We start from the raw sequence: 14,555 nt of genomic DNA on the forward strand, positions 1-14,555 counted from the left end.
CGCCTACCGCGACACGCGCAGGCTGCGCACGTCGAGCTGACGCAGTACCCGGTCGACGATCTCGGGGTCGTAGCCGGGCTCGCTGCGGGCGGCGAGGACCTCGTGCCGCGCGGCGGAGAGCATGTCGCGCTGGACGCGCTCGACGGTCCTGATGCGGCCCACGCGGGCGGTGTGCCGCTCGCGCTTCTCGTCGTCGACGATGTCGGGGCAGATCCGGGCCCCGACGTCGAAGGCGCGGCGGTGCAGGAGTTCGGAGACCTCCTCGGAGAAGTCCTCGGTCTCCTCGACCTCCCTCAGCCGCTGCTTGGCGGCCGCCATGGCGCGCAGCGCGAGCATCATCTCCATGTCGTGCTCCACCTGGGTGTCGCTGCTCACCCCGAGTCGCTTGACGACCTGCGGAAGAGTGAGTCCCTGCAGCACAAGGGTGGCGAGGACGACGGAGAACGCGATGAAGAGGATCTCGTCCCGCGCCGGGAAGGGCTCGCCGGTCTCCGTGGTGTGCGGGATGGCCAGCGCCAGGGCGACGGACGCCACGCCGCGCATCCCGGACCACCACATGACGACGGTCTCGCGCCAGGACAACGGGATGTCCTCGTCGAGGTCGCGCCGCTTGTGCAGCCGTTTGGTCACCGCGGCGGCCGGCATCAGGTAGGCCAGCCGTACGAGGACGACCGCGCCGACGACGATCGCCGCGTGGCTGACCATCGTGCCCCAGCGGCCGGCGCCGACACCGAAGACGTTGTGCAGCTCCAAACCGATCAGGCCGAAGGCGACGCCGGTGACGAGTGTGTCGACGACCTCCCAGAAGGTGGCGCCGACCAGTCGTCCGGTCACGTCGTCGGCGTCGCTGGCATGTTCGGCGAGGAACAGCGCCGTGGTGAGCACGGCCAGGACGCCCGAGCCGTGCGCCTCGTCGGCGATCGCGTACGAGGCGAAGGGGACGAGCAGCGAGAGCCCGATCTGCAGGGTCGGGTCGCCCACGACCCCCATCAGCTTGGAGGCCGTCCAGCCCAGCACGACACCGACGGCGACCGCGACGACCGCCGACAGCAGCAGTTCGCCGAACGCCTCCGGCCAGGAGAAGGAGCCCGTCACAGCCGCGGCGACGGCCACGTTGTAGACGACGATCGCGGTGACGTCGTTGAACAGCCCCTCGCCCTCCAGGGTCGACACCATGCGGCGCGGCAGGCCGAGGCGTCCGGCGACGGCCGTCGCGGCCACCGGGTCGGGCGGGGCGACCAGCGCGCCGAGCGCGAGGGCCGCGGCCAGCGAGATGCCGGGGACGATGGCGTTGGCGATGGCGCCCACCGCCGCGGTGGTGATCAGCACCAGGGCGACGGCCAGCAGGAAGATGGCCTTCTTGTTGGCGGCGAACTGCCGCCAGGACGTGCGCTGTACGGAGGCGTAGAGCAGCGGCGGCAGCACGAGTGGCAGGATGAGCTCGGGGTTGATCTGGACGTTCGGCACGAACGGCAGGAGGGCCAGCACGACCCCGAGCAGAGTCATCAGAACGGGCGACGGCAGCCCCGTCCGGTCACCCAGCGGCACCATGACGATGGCGGCGAGCATCAGGGCGAAGAACAGCGCGAGTTGATCCACACCCCTAGCGTGGCATGCCGGCCGCCCCGGCCCGGTCAGAGCACGCGCCTCATCGAGAGGTGCGGGATGCCCGCCTCCTCGTACTCCTCGCCGAAGGACGTGTAGCCGAGGCGCTCGTAGAAGCCGACGGCGTGGGTCTGGGCGTGCAACTCGACGGCGGACAGGCCGTGCTTGCGGGCCTCGTCCTCGATGGCGCGCACCAGGGCCACGCCGATGCCCAGCCCGCGGGATGCGCCGGTCACGGCGAGCCGGCCGAGGATGCCGGTGCCGTCCTCGCCGAGCAGCAGCCGGCCGGCGCCGAGGGCTCCGTCGGGGCCGGTGGCCAGGACGTGCACGGCGTCGGCGTCATGGGCGTCGTACTCCAGATCGGCGGGGACCTGCTGCTCGATGACGAAGACCTCGTGCCGTACCGCGTAGTACGCCTTCAGGTCGTCCGGGTCGGCTGCGACCCGCACCTGGTAGTTCTCAGACACTGTCGGCTCGCACGGTGTCGAGGGCGTACTGCAGGTCGTCCGGGTAGGGGCTCTCGAACTCCACCCAGCGGCCGTCCTCGGGGTGGGAGAAGCCCAGGCGGACGGCGTGCAGCCACTGGCGGCCGATCTTCAGCCGCTTGGCGAGGGTGGGGTCGGCCCCGTAGGTGAGGTCGCCGACGCAGGGGTGGCGGTGGGCGGCCATGTGGACCCGGATCTGGTGGGTGCGGCCGGTCTCCAGCTTGATGTCGAGCAGGGAGGCCGCGCGGAACGCCTCGACGAGGTCGTAGTGCGTGACGCTGGGCTTGCCGTCGGCGGTCACGGCCCACTTGTAGTCGTGGTTCGGGTGACGGCCGATCGGGGCGTCGATGGTGCCGCTGAGCGGGTCCGGGTGGCCCTGGACCAGCGCGTGGTAGCGCTTGTCGACGGTGCGTTCCCGGAACTGCTGCTTGAGGTCGCTGTAGGCGATCTCCGACTTGGCGACGGCCATCAGGCCTGAGGTGCCGACGTCGAGCCGGTGGACGATGCCCTGGCGCTCGGCGGCGCCGGAGGTGGAGATCCGGTAGCCGGCGGCGGCCAGGCCGCCGATGACGGTGGTGCCGGTCCAGCCGGGGCTGGGGTGGGCGGCCACGCCGACGGGCTTGTCGATCACGACCACGTGGTCGTCGTCGTACACGATCCGCATGCCGGGCACCGGCTCGGCGACGACCTCCACCGGGCGGGGCGGCGCGGGCATCTCGACCTCGAGCCAGGCACCGCCCGAGACCCGGTCGGACTTGCCGGCCTCGCTGCCGTCGATCGTCACCTTCCCGGCGGCGGCCAGCTCGGCCGCCTTGGTCCGCGAGAAACCGAACATGCGGGCGATGGCGGCGTCGACACGCTCGCCCTCGAGGCCTTCGGGAACAGGGAGGGACCGAACTTCGGCAGGCATACTCACCTGATCGAGTATGCCGGATCCGCGGGGCGTCCCTCGCCGCCCGGCTCCCGGCTCAGTCCTTGTGGACGGTTCCGTCCGGGTCGAGACCGCGGAAGGACAACAGGACGATCAGGACGCCGCCGCAGACGATCGCCGAGTCGGCCAGGTTGAAGACCGCGAAGTGGGTCGGCGCGATGAAGTCGACCACGTGCCCCTGCAGGAAGCCCGGCGCGCGGAACACGCGGTCCGTGAGGTTACCGAAGGCACCCCCGAGCAGCAGCCCCAGCGCGATCGCCCACGGCACGCTGTGCAGCTTGCGGGCGATCCTGGCGATCACCACCACCACCGTGACCGCGATCACCGTGAAGACGATGGTCATGCCCTGGCCGAAGCCGAAGGCCGCGCCGGCGTTCCGCACCGCCTCCAGGCGCAGGTAGCTGCCGAACACGTCGATGGGCTCGTGCCCCTCGAGGCTGGTCACCACCCAGATCTTGGAGAGGAGGTCGAGGACGTACGCGAGCGCCGCGACGCCGAGGAGCACGGCGATGCGCCGCGGCCCCCTGCCGGTGACCTCGTCCGTACCGCCGGTCGGCTCCTCGGCCGTGTCCGCCGCGGTCTCCTGTGCCTTCGCCATGTGAGTCCTTCAGCCCTGATCTGCGCCAGTCCGGATCCTGACGCAGACGAGGTTACGGCACATACGTCCGAACAGCGGGGCTGCGGGGACCCGGGCCCCGCGATTCCCCGTGCCCATGGTCAGTGGCGCTCCTGGCGCTGCTTGCAGTCCACGCAGAGCGTCGCACGGGGGAAGGCCTGCATCCGCGCCTTGCCGATCGGCTTGCCGCAGGACTCGCAGAGCCCGTACGTGCCGGAGTCCAGCCGCTCCAGCGCGTGCTCGGTCTGCGCGAGCATCTCGCGCGCGTTGGCGGCCAGCGCCATCTCGTGCTCGCGCGTGATGTTCTTGGTGCCGGTGTCGGCCTGGTCGTCGCCGGCACCGTCGCCCGAGTCGCGCAGCAGCCCGGTGATGGCGTCCTCCGAGGTGGAGATCTCGGACCGAAGCCGGTCCATCTCGGCCAGCAGCTCGGCGCGCGCCGCGTCCACCTCCTCCTCGGACCACGGCTCCTCGTCCGGACGAACCGCCAGGTCGCCCGCGGCGACGGCACCCGCCGCCTCGGCGATTCGGGCCGTGGGGACCGGGGAGGCGGACGCCCCTGCCGCGGCCGACCCGGCCGCCGTCTTCTTCGCTGCCACCTTCTTGGCTCCCGTCTTCGTGGCCTTCGCGGCCTTCGTGGTCTTCGCCGCCGCGCGGGCGGTCGTGCCGGTCTTCGTGGTCACGGACTTCGTGGTCCCGGCGGGTGCGGCCGCCGCGGTCGTGCCGGTGGTCTTGGTGGTCTTGACGGTCCTGGCGGCCTTCTTCGCCGGTGCGGCCTTCTTCGCCGGTGCGGCCTTCTTCGCCGCGGCCGGCGCCTTCGCGGGCTTCTCGGCCGCCGTCACCGTCTTCCTGGCGGGTGGCGCGGTCTTCCTCGCCGTACGTCCCGTGGTCTTCCGCGCGGACGCCGCCTTGGCCGTCGTCTCCTCCGCCACGGCCGCCTTCTTTCCTGCGGCCTTGGCCGCGGTCTTTCCCGCGGCGGCTGCCGCGGCCTTCTTCGCGGCGGGTGCCGCCTTGGGTACGACAGCCTTCTTCGCGGGCGCCTTCTTCCCGTCCGCCGCCTTCTTCGCGGCGGTCCTGGTGGACGGTGCGGCCTTCTTGGGCGGCACGGACGTGACCGGGAGCGCCCGCTTCTCGGGGGCCCGCCCGGCCTCGGCCGCTCCTTCGCCGGCCGTGGCGGTCTTCCTGCGAGCGGGGGACGCGGCCTTGGCCGGGCGCTTGGCCGCGGCCTTCCGCGCGGCGGGCGCGGCGTTCCTGCGGGCCGCGGGGGCGGCCGCCGGTGCCGTCTTCTTCGCCGTCGTCTTCTTCGTGACGGTGGTCTTCTTCGCCACCATGGCCGAGGCCCCTTCACATATTGTGATCTTGCTCGCGAATCGTGCCGGAACGATAAATCGGCTCCGGGCCCGCGGCAACGGGGCACGCCGCCGGATTCGCCTGCCGCGCCGGGTCGGGAGGCAGGTCTGCATCCGTTGTGCCCAGCTCTCCGCGAGGTATTCCGGTACCAACGGGTAACAGGGTGCGGACCGGGCCATTCGGGTCACACCGGCCGCCGCCGAAACCCGGCCGACACCGCGCCCCGCGGCCCCTTACACTGGGCGGAGCGAAAGGCGTGGAAGGGGACGAGTAGCGCCGTACGCAGCCCATAGCGACCCGGGGACGGTGGAAGCCCGGGGGCCAGCGCGACGTGAAGATCACCCCGGAGCCGCCGGAAGAAAGCCCGCAAGGGCGAGTAGACCCGGCAGCGCGACCCCAATGAGGGGGTTGCGGAGCGAGCCCGCGAGGGCCCGTCCGCAGCCAAGGAGGGTGGTACCGCGGGAGCAGTGGCAGCACGTGCTCTCGTCCCTCCGACGGAATACGCACGCGAACGTGTCCGCCGGAGGCAGATCCGATGACGCAGTACCGCCAGGTCCCCGCCCAGGTCGACCTGCCCGCGCTGGAGCACGAGGTGCTCGCGTTCTGGCAGGAGAACAAGGTCTTCGCCCGCTCCCTGGAGCAGACCGAGGGCAGGCCGGAGTGGGTCTTCTACGAGGGCCCGCCGACCGCCAACGGCATGCCCGGCGCCCACCACATCGAGGCCCGCGTCTTCAAGGACGTCTTCCCGCGCTTCAAGACGATGCAGGGCCACCACGTGACCCGCAAGGCCGGCTGGGACTGCCACGGACTGCCGGTCGAGCTCGCCGTCGAGAAGGAGCTGGGCTTCTCCGGCAAGAAGGACATTGAGGCGTACGGCATCGCCGAGTTCAACGCCAAGTGCCGTGAGTCCGTGACCCGGCACACCGACGCCTTCGCCGAGCTGACCACCCGCATGGGGTACTGGGTGGACCTCGACGACGCCTACCGGACCATGGACCCGGAGTACATCGAGTCCGTCTGGTGGTCGCTGAAGCAGATCTTCGACAAGGGCCTGCTGGTCCAGGACCACCGCGTCGCACCCTGGTGCCCGCGCTGCGGCACGGGCCTGTCCGACCACGAGCTGGCGCAGGGCTACGAGACCGTGGTCGACCCCTCGGTCTACGTGCGCTTCCCGCTCACCTCCGGCCCGCTCGCGGGCGAGGCCGCACTCCTGGTGTGGACGACCACCCCCTGGACCCTGGTCTCCAACACCGCGGTCGCCGCCCACCCCGACGTCACCTACGTCGTCGCGACCGACGGCCGGGAGAAGCTGGTCGTCGCCGAGCCACTGCTGGACAAGGCGCTCGGCGAGGGCTGGGAGGCCACCGGGCAGAGCTTCACCGGCCGCGAGATGGAGCGCTGGTCCTACCAACGGCCCTTCGCCCTGGTGGAGATGGAGGGCGCGCACTTCGTCGTCAACGCCGAGTACGTGACGACCGAGGACGGCACCGGCCTGGTCCACCAGGCGCCCGCCTTCGGTGAGGACGACCTCAAGACCTGCCGCGCCTACGGCCTGCCCGTGGTCAACCCGGTGCGCCCCGACGGCACCTTCGAGGAGGGCCTGGAGCTCGTCGGCGGCCAGTTCTTCAAGAAGGCCGACGAGGCCCTCGTCGACGACCTGCAGGCGCGCGGGCTGCTCTTCCGGCACCTGCCGTACGAGCACAGCTACCCGCACTGCTGGCGCTGCCACACCGCGCTGCTCTACTACGCGCAGCCGTCCTGGTACATCCGCACGACCGCGGTCAAGGACGCCCTGCTCCGCGAGAACGAGCGCACCAACTGGTACCCGGAGGCGGTCAAGCACGGCCGCTTCGGCGACTGGCTCAACAACAACATCGACTGGGCGCTGTCCCGCAACCGCTACTGGGGCACGCCGCTGCCCATCTGGCGCTGCGAGGAGAACCACCTCACCTGCGTCGGCTCGCTGGCCGAGCTGTCGGAGCTGACCGGCACCGACCAGACCGGCCTCGACCCGCACCGCCCCTTCATCGACGACGTCACCTTCGCGTGCCCGCAGTGCTCCGCCCAGGCCGTGCGCGTGCCCGAGGTCATCGACGCCTGGTACGACTCGGGCTCCATGCCGTTCGCGCAGTGGGGCTATCCGTACCGGAACAAGGAGCTCTTCGAAGGGACGTACCCGGCGCAGTTCATCTCCGAGGCGATCGACCAGACCCGCGGCTGGTTCTACACGCTGATGGCGGTCGGCACCCTGGTCTTCGACCGGAACGCCTACGAGAACGTGGTCTGCCTGGGTCACATCCTCGCCGAGGACGGCCGGAAGATGTCCAAGCACCTGGGCAACATCCTCCAGCCCATCCCGCTCATGGACCAGCACGGCGCCGACGCCGTGCGCTGGTTCATGGCGGCCGGCGGCTCGCCCTGGGCGGCCCGCCGGGTCGGCCACGGCACGATCCAGGAGGTCGTCCGCAAGACCCTCCTGACGTACTGGAACACGGTCGCCTTCCAGGCCCTGTACGCCCGCACCTCCGGCTGGGCCCCGGGCGAGGCCGACCCGGCCCCGGCCGACCGCCCGCTGCTGGACCGCTGGCTGCTGGGCGAGCTGGGGACGCTGGTGCGGGACGTCACCGACGCCCTGGAGTCGTACGACACCCAGCGCGCGGGCAAGCTGCTCTCGTCCTTCGTCGACGACCTGTCCAACTGGTACGTGCGCCGCTCGCGGCGCCGCTTCTGGCAGGGCGACAAGGCGGCGCTGCGCACCCTGCACGACGTCGTAGAGACCGTGACCCGGCTGATGGCGCCGCTGGTGCCGTTCATCACCGAGCGCGTCTGGCAGGACCTTGTCGTCCCGGTCACCCCGGGCGCCCCCGAGTCGGTGCACCTGGCGAGCTGGCCCACGGTGGACGTGGCGCTGGTCGACCCCGTCCTGTCCCACCAGATGGCCCTCGTGCGCCGTCTGGTGGAGCTGGGCCGCGCCACGCGTGCCGAGTCCGGGGTCAAGACCCGCCAGCCGCTCTCGCGGGCCCTGGTGGCCGCCTCGGGCTTCGAGGCGCTGGGCGAGGAGCTGCGGGCGCAGATCGCCGAGGAGCTCAACGTCGCCTCCCTGGCGTCCCTGAGCGAGGTCGGCGGCTCCCTGGTCGACACCACGGCCAAGGCCAACTTCCGCGCCCTCGGCAAGCGCTTCGGCAAGGGCGTCCAGGCCGTCGCCAAGGCCATCGCCGACTGCGACGCGGCGGCGCTGTCGCTGGCGCTGCGCGAGGGCAACGCGTCGGTGGTCGTGGACGGCGAGCCGGTCGCCCTGTCGGCGGAGGAAGTGATCATCACGGAGACCCCGCGGGAGGGCTGGTCCGTCGCGTCCGACTCCGGCGCGACCGTGGCGCTCGACCTCGAGATCACCCCGGAGCTGCGCCGGGCGGGCCTGGCCCGTGACGTCATCCGGCTCGTCCAGGAGGCCCGCAAGAACAGCGGCCTGGACGTCGCGGACCGCATCGCGCTGCGCTGGGCCGCGGCCGACGCGGAACTGGCGGAGGCACTCGCGGAGCACGCGCGGCTCGTGGCGGACGAGGTCCTCGCGACGGACTTCTCCTCCGGCGCCCCGGAGGAGGGTTACGGCCCCGCCTTCACCGACGAGGCGCTCGGCCTGACGTTCCACCTCCGCAAGCGGTAACCCTCCGGGGGGCCCGCGCGTGACGGCTGCGCCGTCGTCCGCCCCGGCGGACGACGGCGCAGCCGTCTGTGTGCCCGGGGTGCCCCTTGCTTGCGGCCCGTCGTTGTCTGCGGGGCGTTTGTGACCGGGATCGGGTCTCTCCCCCGCCCTCCCTCCCGATTGCCCGGCACGGTTGGTGCGGGCCTCGCTCTGTGGCTGGGTGGGCCGGGGGCGGGGCCTGCGGGGTGGGCATTCCGTACCGCATATTCATGTGCATGGCGGGCACCACTCGTCGGTGCCGTCTGTGCCGCACATCGAATACACGTCAGCGTCCAGAACGCCCACCCCTACGGCCCCACCCCCTCCGAATCGACGGCGACCAACGGCCGGTGGGGGCCAGAAGGCAGTCCGGGGGCACCGCACCTGTCCGGCGCACCCATCAACTGGACACCCTGCGCCCGCGCAACAGGGAGGGGGTGCGGCGGGGTGCTCCCCCTGGCCGAAGGCCGGGGGGAGACGAGCGGCGGACCCGGCGCCAAGGATGTGGGGCGCACACCGCGAGCGTCGAGGACGTGCGCCGGCGCGGCCCCGACCCCACAACGTACGCGCGATACCCCACCAACCGCGCCGGGCAATCGGGCGGGAGGGCGGGGGAACCCCCGACAGAAACCACAACGCACCCGCACACAAGCAACCGGGCCGCCCCCACGCGCAAGGGCCGGGCCCCCGAGGGAAGCGTTTCCCTGGGGGCCCGGCCCTATGGCGCTGCGGTCGCGCCGGCGACTAGTTGTCGTCCTCGTCGATCAGGAACCCACGCATCGGCGTCGGCGCCTGCTGCAGCGGCGCCGGGCCCTGCGGCCGGACCGGTGCCATCGGCTGCGTCATGGCCGGGGACATCTGCTGCTGACCGCCGTAGGTCGGGTTCGGGCCGCCGTGGCCGCCCATGCCCTGGCCGCCGTAGGTCTGGCCGCCGCCCATGGTGCCGGCACCGGCCGTGGCCATGCCGCCGCCCATGGTGCCGCCGCCCATTGCGCCGGAACCGGAGGAGAGGGACGCGGCCGCGGGGGTGCGCGGCGGGGCGAGCGAGTCGTCGGCCTGGTTCTCCAGCTGACGCAGCTGGCTCTCCAGGTACGACTTCAGGCGCGTGCGGTACTCGCGCTCGAAGCCGCGCAGGTCCTCGACCTTCCGCTCCAGCGTCGCGCGGGCGGACTCCAGGGAGCCCATGGCGACGCGGTGCTTCTCCTGAGCGTCCCGCTCAAGGGCGTCGGCCTTGGCGCGGGCGTCGCGCTCCAGGCCCTCGGCACGGCTGCGGGCCTCGCCGACGATCTTGTTCGCCTCGGCGCGCGCCTCGGCGATGGCCTGGTCGGCCGTCTGCTGGGCGAGCGAGAGCACACGGGCGGCGCTGTCGCCACCGGGGCCCTGCTGCTGCATCGGGTGACCGGGACCACCCATGGGGTGCTGGCCCATCGGACCCTGGCCCATCGGGCCCTGACCCATGGGGCCGCCCTGCATCGGACCCTGCCCCATCGGACCCTGACCCATGGGGCCGCCCTGCATCGGACCCTGCCCCATCGGACCCTGACCCATGGGGCCGCCCTGCATCGGACCCTGGCCCATCGGACCGGGGCCCTGCTGAGCACTGGGCCCGGCGGGCAGGGCGAGGCCACTGCCGGGTCCCTGGGGACCGGGGCCGCCCATCTGCTGGGGCGGCACCGGCTGCGGTCCTGATATGGCGGCGGGCACGGGGGCCCCGGGACCGCGGCCGTCCTGCGGCTCGGGCTTGCGCATGCCCTGCTGCTGGTTCTGGGCGGCGGCACGGGTCGCCGCGGCCAGCTTGGCCCGCAGGTCCTCGTTCTCACGGAGCAGTCGGGTCAGTTCCGCCTCGACCTCGTCGAGGAAGGCATCCACCTCGTCCTCGTCATAGCCTTCTCGGAGGCGGACGGTCGTGAACTGCTTGTTCCGCACGTCCTCGGGGGTCAGTGGCATCTCTTCACCTCAACGTGATCGTCGACATATCGGGAGCCCGCATCGGTCATCCTCGCAAGCCCCCTACGACGGTGAGCAGGATGTACACGATGATCATCAATACGAAGAAGGACAGGTCGAGCGCCACGCCCCCGAGACGCAGCGGCGGGATGAACCGCCGCAGAAGCTTGAGTGGCGGATCGGTGACAGTGTAGGTGGCCTCCAGGACGACCACCATGGGCTTCCCTGGCTGCCACGATCGAGCGAACTGGAAAACATAGTCCATCACCAACCGGAAGATCAGGACAAGCAGGAAACACATCAGCGCGATCCACAGCACCTGGAGTGCGATGTCCATCGCGCTTCCCTCTCCCCTGCTCGTTCATGGGCCTCGCGGCCGGTTTCGTACGGTTGTGTATCTCAGCTCTGATTGAAGAACCCGCCTTCGGCGATGCGGGCCTTGTCCTCCGCCGTGACATCGACGTTAGCAGGCGACAGCAGAAAGACCTTCTGCGTCACCCGCTCGATGCTGCCGTGCAGCCCGAAGACCAGCCCGGCGGCAAAGTCGACAAGTCGCTTCGCGTCCGTGTCGTCCATCTCCGTCAGATTCATGATCACCGGCGTGCCCTCGCGGAAGTGTTCCCCGATCGTACGGGCTTCGTTGTACGTCCGGGGGTGGAGTGTCGTGATCCGGTACGGCTCTCGTTCCGACACGACCTTAGGCATGATCACCGGTGCGTTCTTCTCCAGGCTATGGCGTTCTTGTGTGATGGATGCCACTGGGGCGATCCGTGGCTCCCGGGGGACCGGAGCGTGCACGAGGCGTGCCGGTTCCTCCGGTTGTGCCTGATGTGGTGGCTGGTGGGACTGGTGCGGTCGGCGGGAGCGCTCCGGCTCGGGTTCGGGTTCGAACTCGTCGTCGGGATCGAATCCCGGGCCGTCGTACCCGTCGTCCTCCACGAGGCCGAGGTAGACCGCCATCTTGCGCATCGCGCCGGCCATGCTCTGCGTCCTCTCAGCGGGGAAAGACCATATTTTTTGTGTGGTCCGACTTGTTTGGTGACGTTACCCGAGCCCGGTCCGGACTCCGAGTACCGCGCTACCGATGCGTACGTGTGTCGCACCGGCGGCGATGGCCTCTTCGAGGTCCGCGCTCATCCCTGCCGAGACCATGTTTGCAGCCGGATGCGCCGCGCGCAGGCAGGATGCGATTTCCGCCAGCCGATCGAAGGCGGCGCGGGGTTGACCGGCGTACAGCCCCGCCAGCGGTGCGACCGTCATCAGTCCGTCGAGGCGTAGCCCGGGAGCGGCGGCGACGGCTTCGGCGATCCCTTCGACGGCATCCGGTGCGATTCCGCCGCGGGAGCCCTGCGTCCCGGACTCGGCGTCCAGCGCGACCTGGACCAGGCAGCCGAGCTCGCGGTCGGCCCGCTCGGACTTCATGACGGCCGCGGAGAGCGCGTCGACCAGCCGGGGGCGGTCGACCGAGTGGACGACGTCGGCGTAGCGCACCACCGAGCGCACCTTGTTCGTCTGCAACTGCCCCACGAAGTGCCAGGTCAGCGGGAGGTCGGCACAGGCCGCCGCCTTGGGGGCGGCGTCCTGGTCGCGGTTCTCCGCGACCTGGCGGACGCCGAGTTCCGACAGGATCCGCACGTCGCTCGCCGGATAGGTCTTGGTGACCACGATCAGGGTCACCTCGTCCCGCGCCCGGCCGGCCGCCGCGCAGGCCGCGGCGATGCGCTCCTCGACCGCGGCCAGGTTGCCGGCCAGCTCGGCCCTTCGCTCTTGCGTGCGGTCAGTCACTCGGTCCGTCCAGCCAGACGTAACCCGCGAGTCGTCCGGTGGTCCGCTCGCGGCGGTAGGAGAAGTGGTCCCCGGACTCCATCGTACAAATATGGGATTTATCACCCACCGGGACGCCGAGCCGCGCGAGTTGGGCGTGCACTCCGCCGGCGATGTCCAGGGAGGGGGTGCCCCAGCTGGTGGTGGCACGGGCCTCGGGGACCACCGCGGCGACCTCGTCGCGCATCGACTCGGGCACCTCGTAGCAGGCGCCGCAGACAGAGGGCCCGGTCATCGCGGTGATCCGCTCGGCGCGGGCGCCGAGGCCGACCATGGCCTCGACCGCCGCGGGGACGACGCCGGCCAGCAGACCCGGGCGGCCGGCGTGAGCCGCGGCCACCACCCCGGCGTGCACGTCGGCCATCAGGACCGGGACGCAGTCGGCGGTGAGCACCGCGAGGGCGAGGCCGGGCCGGGTGGTGACGACGGCGTCCACCTCCGGGACCCGCCCGTCGGCCCAGGGGGCGGCGACGACGGCGACGTCATTGCCGTGCACCTGGTTCATCCACACCACGCGGGCGGGGTCGAGGCCCAGCTCGCGTGCGGCGATGTCGCGGTTGGAACGGACGGCGGCCGGGTCGTCACCGACCGCGCCGCCGAGGTTGAGGCTGTCGTACGGAGCGGCGCTCACCCCGCCCCACCTGTCGGTGAAGGCGAAGTGGGCGCCGCCCGGATGTGCGTGGTTGAGCGTTATCACGTGTGATTGTGCTTACTTCAGGAAGTCGGGGACGTCGAGTTCCTCGGCGGCGGTGTCCTGGTAAGGACGCGCCGGCGGAACCTGCGGGGCGATCGGCTGGGCCGGCACCTCGGCGACCGGCTCTCCCCCGGCCTGGCGGCTGGGGGGTGCCCCCAGCGGCTCCTCCTCACGCTGGGTGACGCTGCCCAGGCCGCTGAAGGCGGGGCGAGCCGGCTCGGCGGGCGGGGTGGCCGGACGGAACGGCGCCGGGGAGGAGCTCTCCTCGCGGGAGGAGTACGAGCCGAGCACCTTGTCGCGGTTGCGGGTCGGCGGCTGCCCGCCGTCGAAACCGGCCGCGATGACGGTGACCCGGACCTCGTCGCCCAGGGCGTCGTCGATGACCGCGCCGAAGATGATGTTGGCCTCGGGGTGGGCGGCCTCGCTGACCAGCTGGGCCGACTCGTTGATCTCGAACAGGCCCAGGTCCGAACCGCCGGAGATGGAGAGCAGCACGCCCCGGGCACCGTCGATGGACGCCTCCAGCAGCGGCGAGGAGATGGCCATCTCCGCGGCGGCGACCGCGCGGTCGTCACCGCGGGCGGAGCCGATGCCCATGAGGGCCGAACCCGCCTCGGACATCACGGACTTCACGTCGGCGAAGTCGAGGTTGATCAGACCCGGGGTGGTGATCAGGTCGGTGATGCCCTGGACACCGGAGAGCAGCACCTGGTCCGCGGAGCGGAAGGCGTCCAGCACGCTCACCTGGCGGTCCGAGATGGACAGCAGCCGGTCGTTGGGGATCACGATGAGGGTGTCGACCTCGTCGCGCAGTTGGGCGATGCCGTCCTCGGCCTGGTTGGCCCGGCGGCGCCCCTCGAAGGTGAAGGGCCGGGTGACCACACCGATGGTGAGGGCACCCAGCGACCGGGCGATGTTGGCCACGACGGGAGCGCCGCCGGTGCCGGTCCCGCCGCCCTCGCCCGCGGTGACGAAGACCATGTCGGCGCCCTTGAGCACCTCTTCGATCTCCTCGCGGTGGTCCTCGGCGGCCTTGCGGCCGACGTCCGGGTTGGCCCCGGCACCGAGTCCACGCGTGAGTTCACGGCCGACGTCCAGCTTGACGTCGGCGTCGCTCATCAGCAGGGCCTGTGCATCGGTGTTGATCGCGATGAACTCGACGCCCTTGAGACCGACCTCGATCATCCTGTTGATGGCGTTCACGCCACCGCCGCCGATGCCGACGACCTTGATGACTGCGAGGTAGTTCTGCGGTGCTGCCACGTCGAAGGCCTCTCGCCTCGAGTTACGTATACCTGTGGGGACGGTCGGGAAGGCCGGCCGATCCGAACCCTAACCCTGAGGTTTAGGGTTACCAGTATGTCTGTCCCGCACTGTCTTTGGGACAGGACACTAAATCGACAAGCGGTTCGCGTTCAACGAAC

The 14,555-nt window shown here is 71.2% G+C and carries 12 protein-coding genes; 1 reads left to right on the forward strand and 11 read right to left on the reverse strand.

Translation table 11 applies throughout. The annotated features are described in order from the left end of the window. Window positions 1–3: 3 nt before the first annotated feature. The 5 genes from AC3EUJ_RS06195 to AC3EUJ_RS06215 form a co-directional block, all read right to left on the reverse strand. Window positions 4–1,599 (reverse strand): Na+/H+ antiporter, encoded by a 1,596-nt coding sequence (locus AC3EUJ_RS06195; protein ID WP_431959945.1) that lies wholly within the window; start codon window positions 1,597–1,599, stop codon window positions 4–6. A 35-nt stretch (window positions 1,600–1,634) separates the two neighbouring features. After that, window positions 1,635–2,072, reverse strand: coding sequence for a GNAT family N-acetyltransferase (locus tag AC3EUJ_RS06200; RefSeq protein WP_431959946.1), 438 nt, complete (start codon window positions 2,070–2,072; stop codon window positions 1,635–1,637). Then, the gene (locus AC3EUJ_RS06205) at window positions 2,065–3,000 is read right to left on the reverse strand and encodes an RluA family pseudouridine synthase (protein ID WP_431960036.1); all 936 of its coding nucleotides are present in this window, start codon (window positions 2,998–3,000) and stop codon (window positions 2,065–2,067) included. The genes AC3EUJ_RS06200 and AC3EUJ_RS06205 overlap by 8 nt, the downstream gene beginning before the upstream one ends. 58 nt (window positions 3,001–3,058) lie before the next feature. Further along, on the reverse strand, window positions 3,059–3,619 hold the full coding sequence (gene lspA, locus AC3EUJ_RS06210; RefSeq protein WP_431959947.1) for a signal peptidase II: 561 nt from the start codon (window positions 3,617–3,619) through the stop codon (window positions 3,059–3,061). Window positions 3,620–3,738: 119 nt separating this feature from the next. Beyond that, a complete protein-coding gene (locus AC3EUJ_RS06215) occupies window positions 3,739–4,965 on the reverse strand; it encodes a TraR/DksA family transcriptional regulator (protein WP_431959948.1) in 1,227 nt (408 codons plus the stop codon). Between the two features lie 554 nt (window positions 4,966–5,519). Here AC3EUJ_RS06215 and ileS point away from each other — a divergent pair. Continuing rightward, the gene (ileS, locus tag AC3EUJ_RS06220) at window positions 5,520–8,648 is read left to right on the forward strand and encodes an isoleucine--tRNA ligase (RefSeq protein WP_431959949.1); all 3,129 of its coding nucleotides are present in this window, start codon (window positions 5,520–5,522) and stop codon (window positions 8,646–8,648) included. 762 nt (window positions 8,649–9,410) lie between these two features. Here ileS and AC3EUJ_RS06225 read toward each other — a convergent pair. From AC3EUJ_RS06225 to ftsZ, 6 genes are all read right to left on the reverse strand, one after another. Next, window positions 9,411–10,613 carry a DivIVA domain-containing protein gene (locus tag AC3EUJ_RS06225; RefSeq protein ID WP_431959950.1) on the reverse strand — a complete coding sequence of 401 codons (1,203 nt, stop codon included), beginning with the start codon at window positions 10,611–10,613 and terminating at the stop codon, window positions 9,411–9,413. 46 nt (window positions 10,614–10,659) lie between these two features. Next, window positions 10,660–10,950 (reverse strand): YggT family protein, encoded by a 291-nt coding sequence (locus AC3EUJ_RS06230; protein ID WP_018557120.1) that lies wholly within the window; start codon window positions 10,948–10,950, stop codon window positions 10,660–10,662. Between the two features lie 62 nt (window positions 10,951–11,012). Continuing rightward, complete coding sequence (locus AC3EUJ_RS06235; RefSeq protein WP_431959951.1) at window positions 11,013–11,594, reverse strand: cell division protein SepF; 582 nt, start codon at window positions 11,592–11,594, stop codon at window positions 11,013–11,015. 63 nt (window positions 11,595–11,657) lie between these two features. Then, window positions 11,658–12,398, reverse strand: coding sequence for a YggS family pyridoxal phosphate-dependent enzyme (locus tag AC3EUJ_RS06240; RefSeq protein ID WP_431959952.1), 741 nt, complete (start codon window positions 12,396–12,398; stop codon window positions 11,658–11,660). Next, a complete protein-coding gene (gene pgeF, locus AC3EUJ_RS06245; RefSeq protein ID WP_431960037.1) occupies window positions 12,391–13,131 on the reverse strand; it encodes a peptidoglycan editing factor PgeF in 741 nt (246 codons plus the stop codon). The genes AC3EUJ_RS06240 and pgeF overlap by 8 nt, the downstream gene beginning before the upstream one ends. Before the next feature lie 15 nt (window positions 13,132–13,146). Continuing rightward, window positions 13,147–14,394, reverse strand: coding sequence for a cell division protein FtsZ (gene ftsZ / locus AC3EUJ_RS06250; RefSeq protein WP_431959953.1), 1,248 nt, complete (start codon window positions 14,392–14,394; stop codon window positions 13,147–13,149). Between the last annotated feature and the right edge of the window lie 161 nt (window positions 14,395–14,555).

This window comes from Actinacidiphila sp. bgisy160 (genome assembly GCF_057707815.1).

Excerpts from the sequence above, each read along its gene's own strand:
- AC3EUJ_RS06215 (WP_431959948.1), bottom strand. The coding sequence starts at position 4,965 with ATGGTGGCGAAGAAGACCACCGTCACGAAGAAGACGACGGCGAAGAAG.
- AC3EUJ_RS06230 (WP_018557120.1), bottom strand. The coding sequence starts at position 10,950 with ATGGACATCGCACTCCAGGTGCTGTGGATCGCGCTGATGTGTTTCCTG.
- AC3EUJ_RS06235 (WP_431959951.1), bottom strand. The coding sequence starts at position 11,594 with ATGGCCGGCGCGATGCGCAAGATGGCGGTCTACCTCGGCCTCGTGGAG.
- lspA (WP_431959947.1), bottom strand. The coding sequence starts at position 3,619 with ATGGCGAAGGCACAGGAGACCGCGGCGGACACGGCCGAGGAGCCGACC.
- ileS (WP_431959949.1), top strand. The coding sequence starts at position 5,520 with ATGACGCAGTACCGCCAGGTCCCCGCCCAGGTCGACCTGCCCGCGCTG.
- AC3EUJ_RS06225 (WP_431959950.1), bottom strand. The coding sequence starts at position 10,613 with ATGCCACTGACCCCCGAGGACGTGCGGAACAAGCAGTTCACGACCGTC.
- AC3EUJ_RS06205 (WP_431960036.1), bottom strand. The coding sequence starts at position 3,000 with ATGCCTGCCGAAGTTCGGTCCCTCCCTGTTCCCGAAGGCCTCGAGGGC.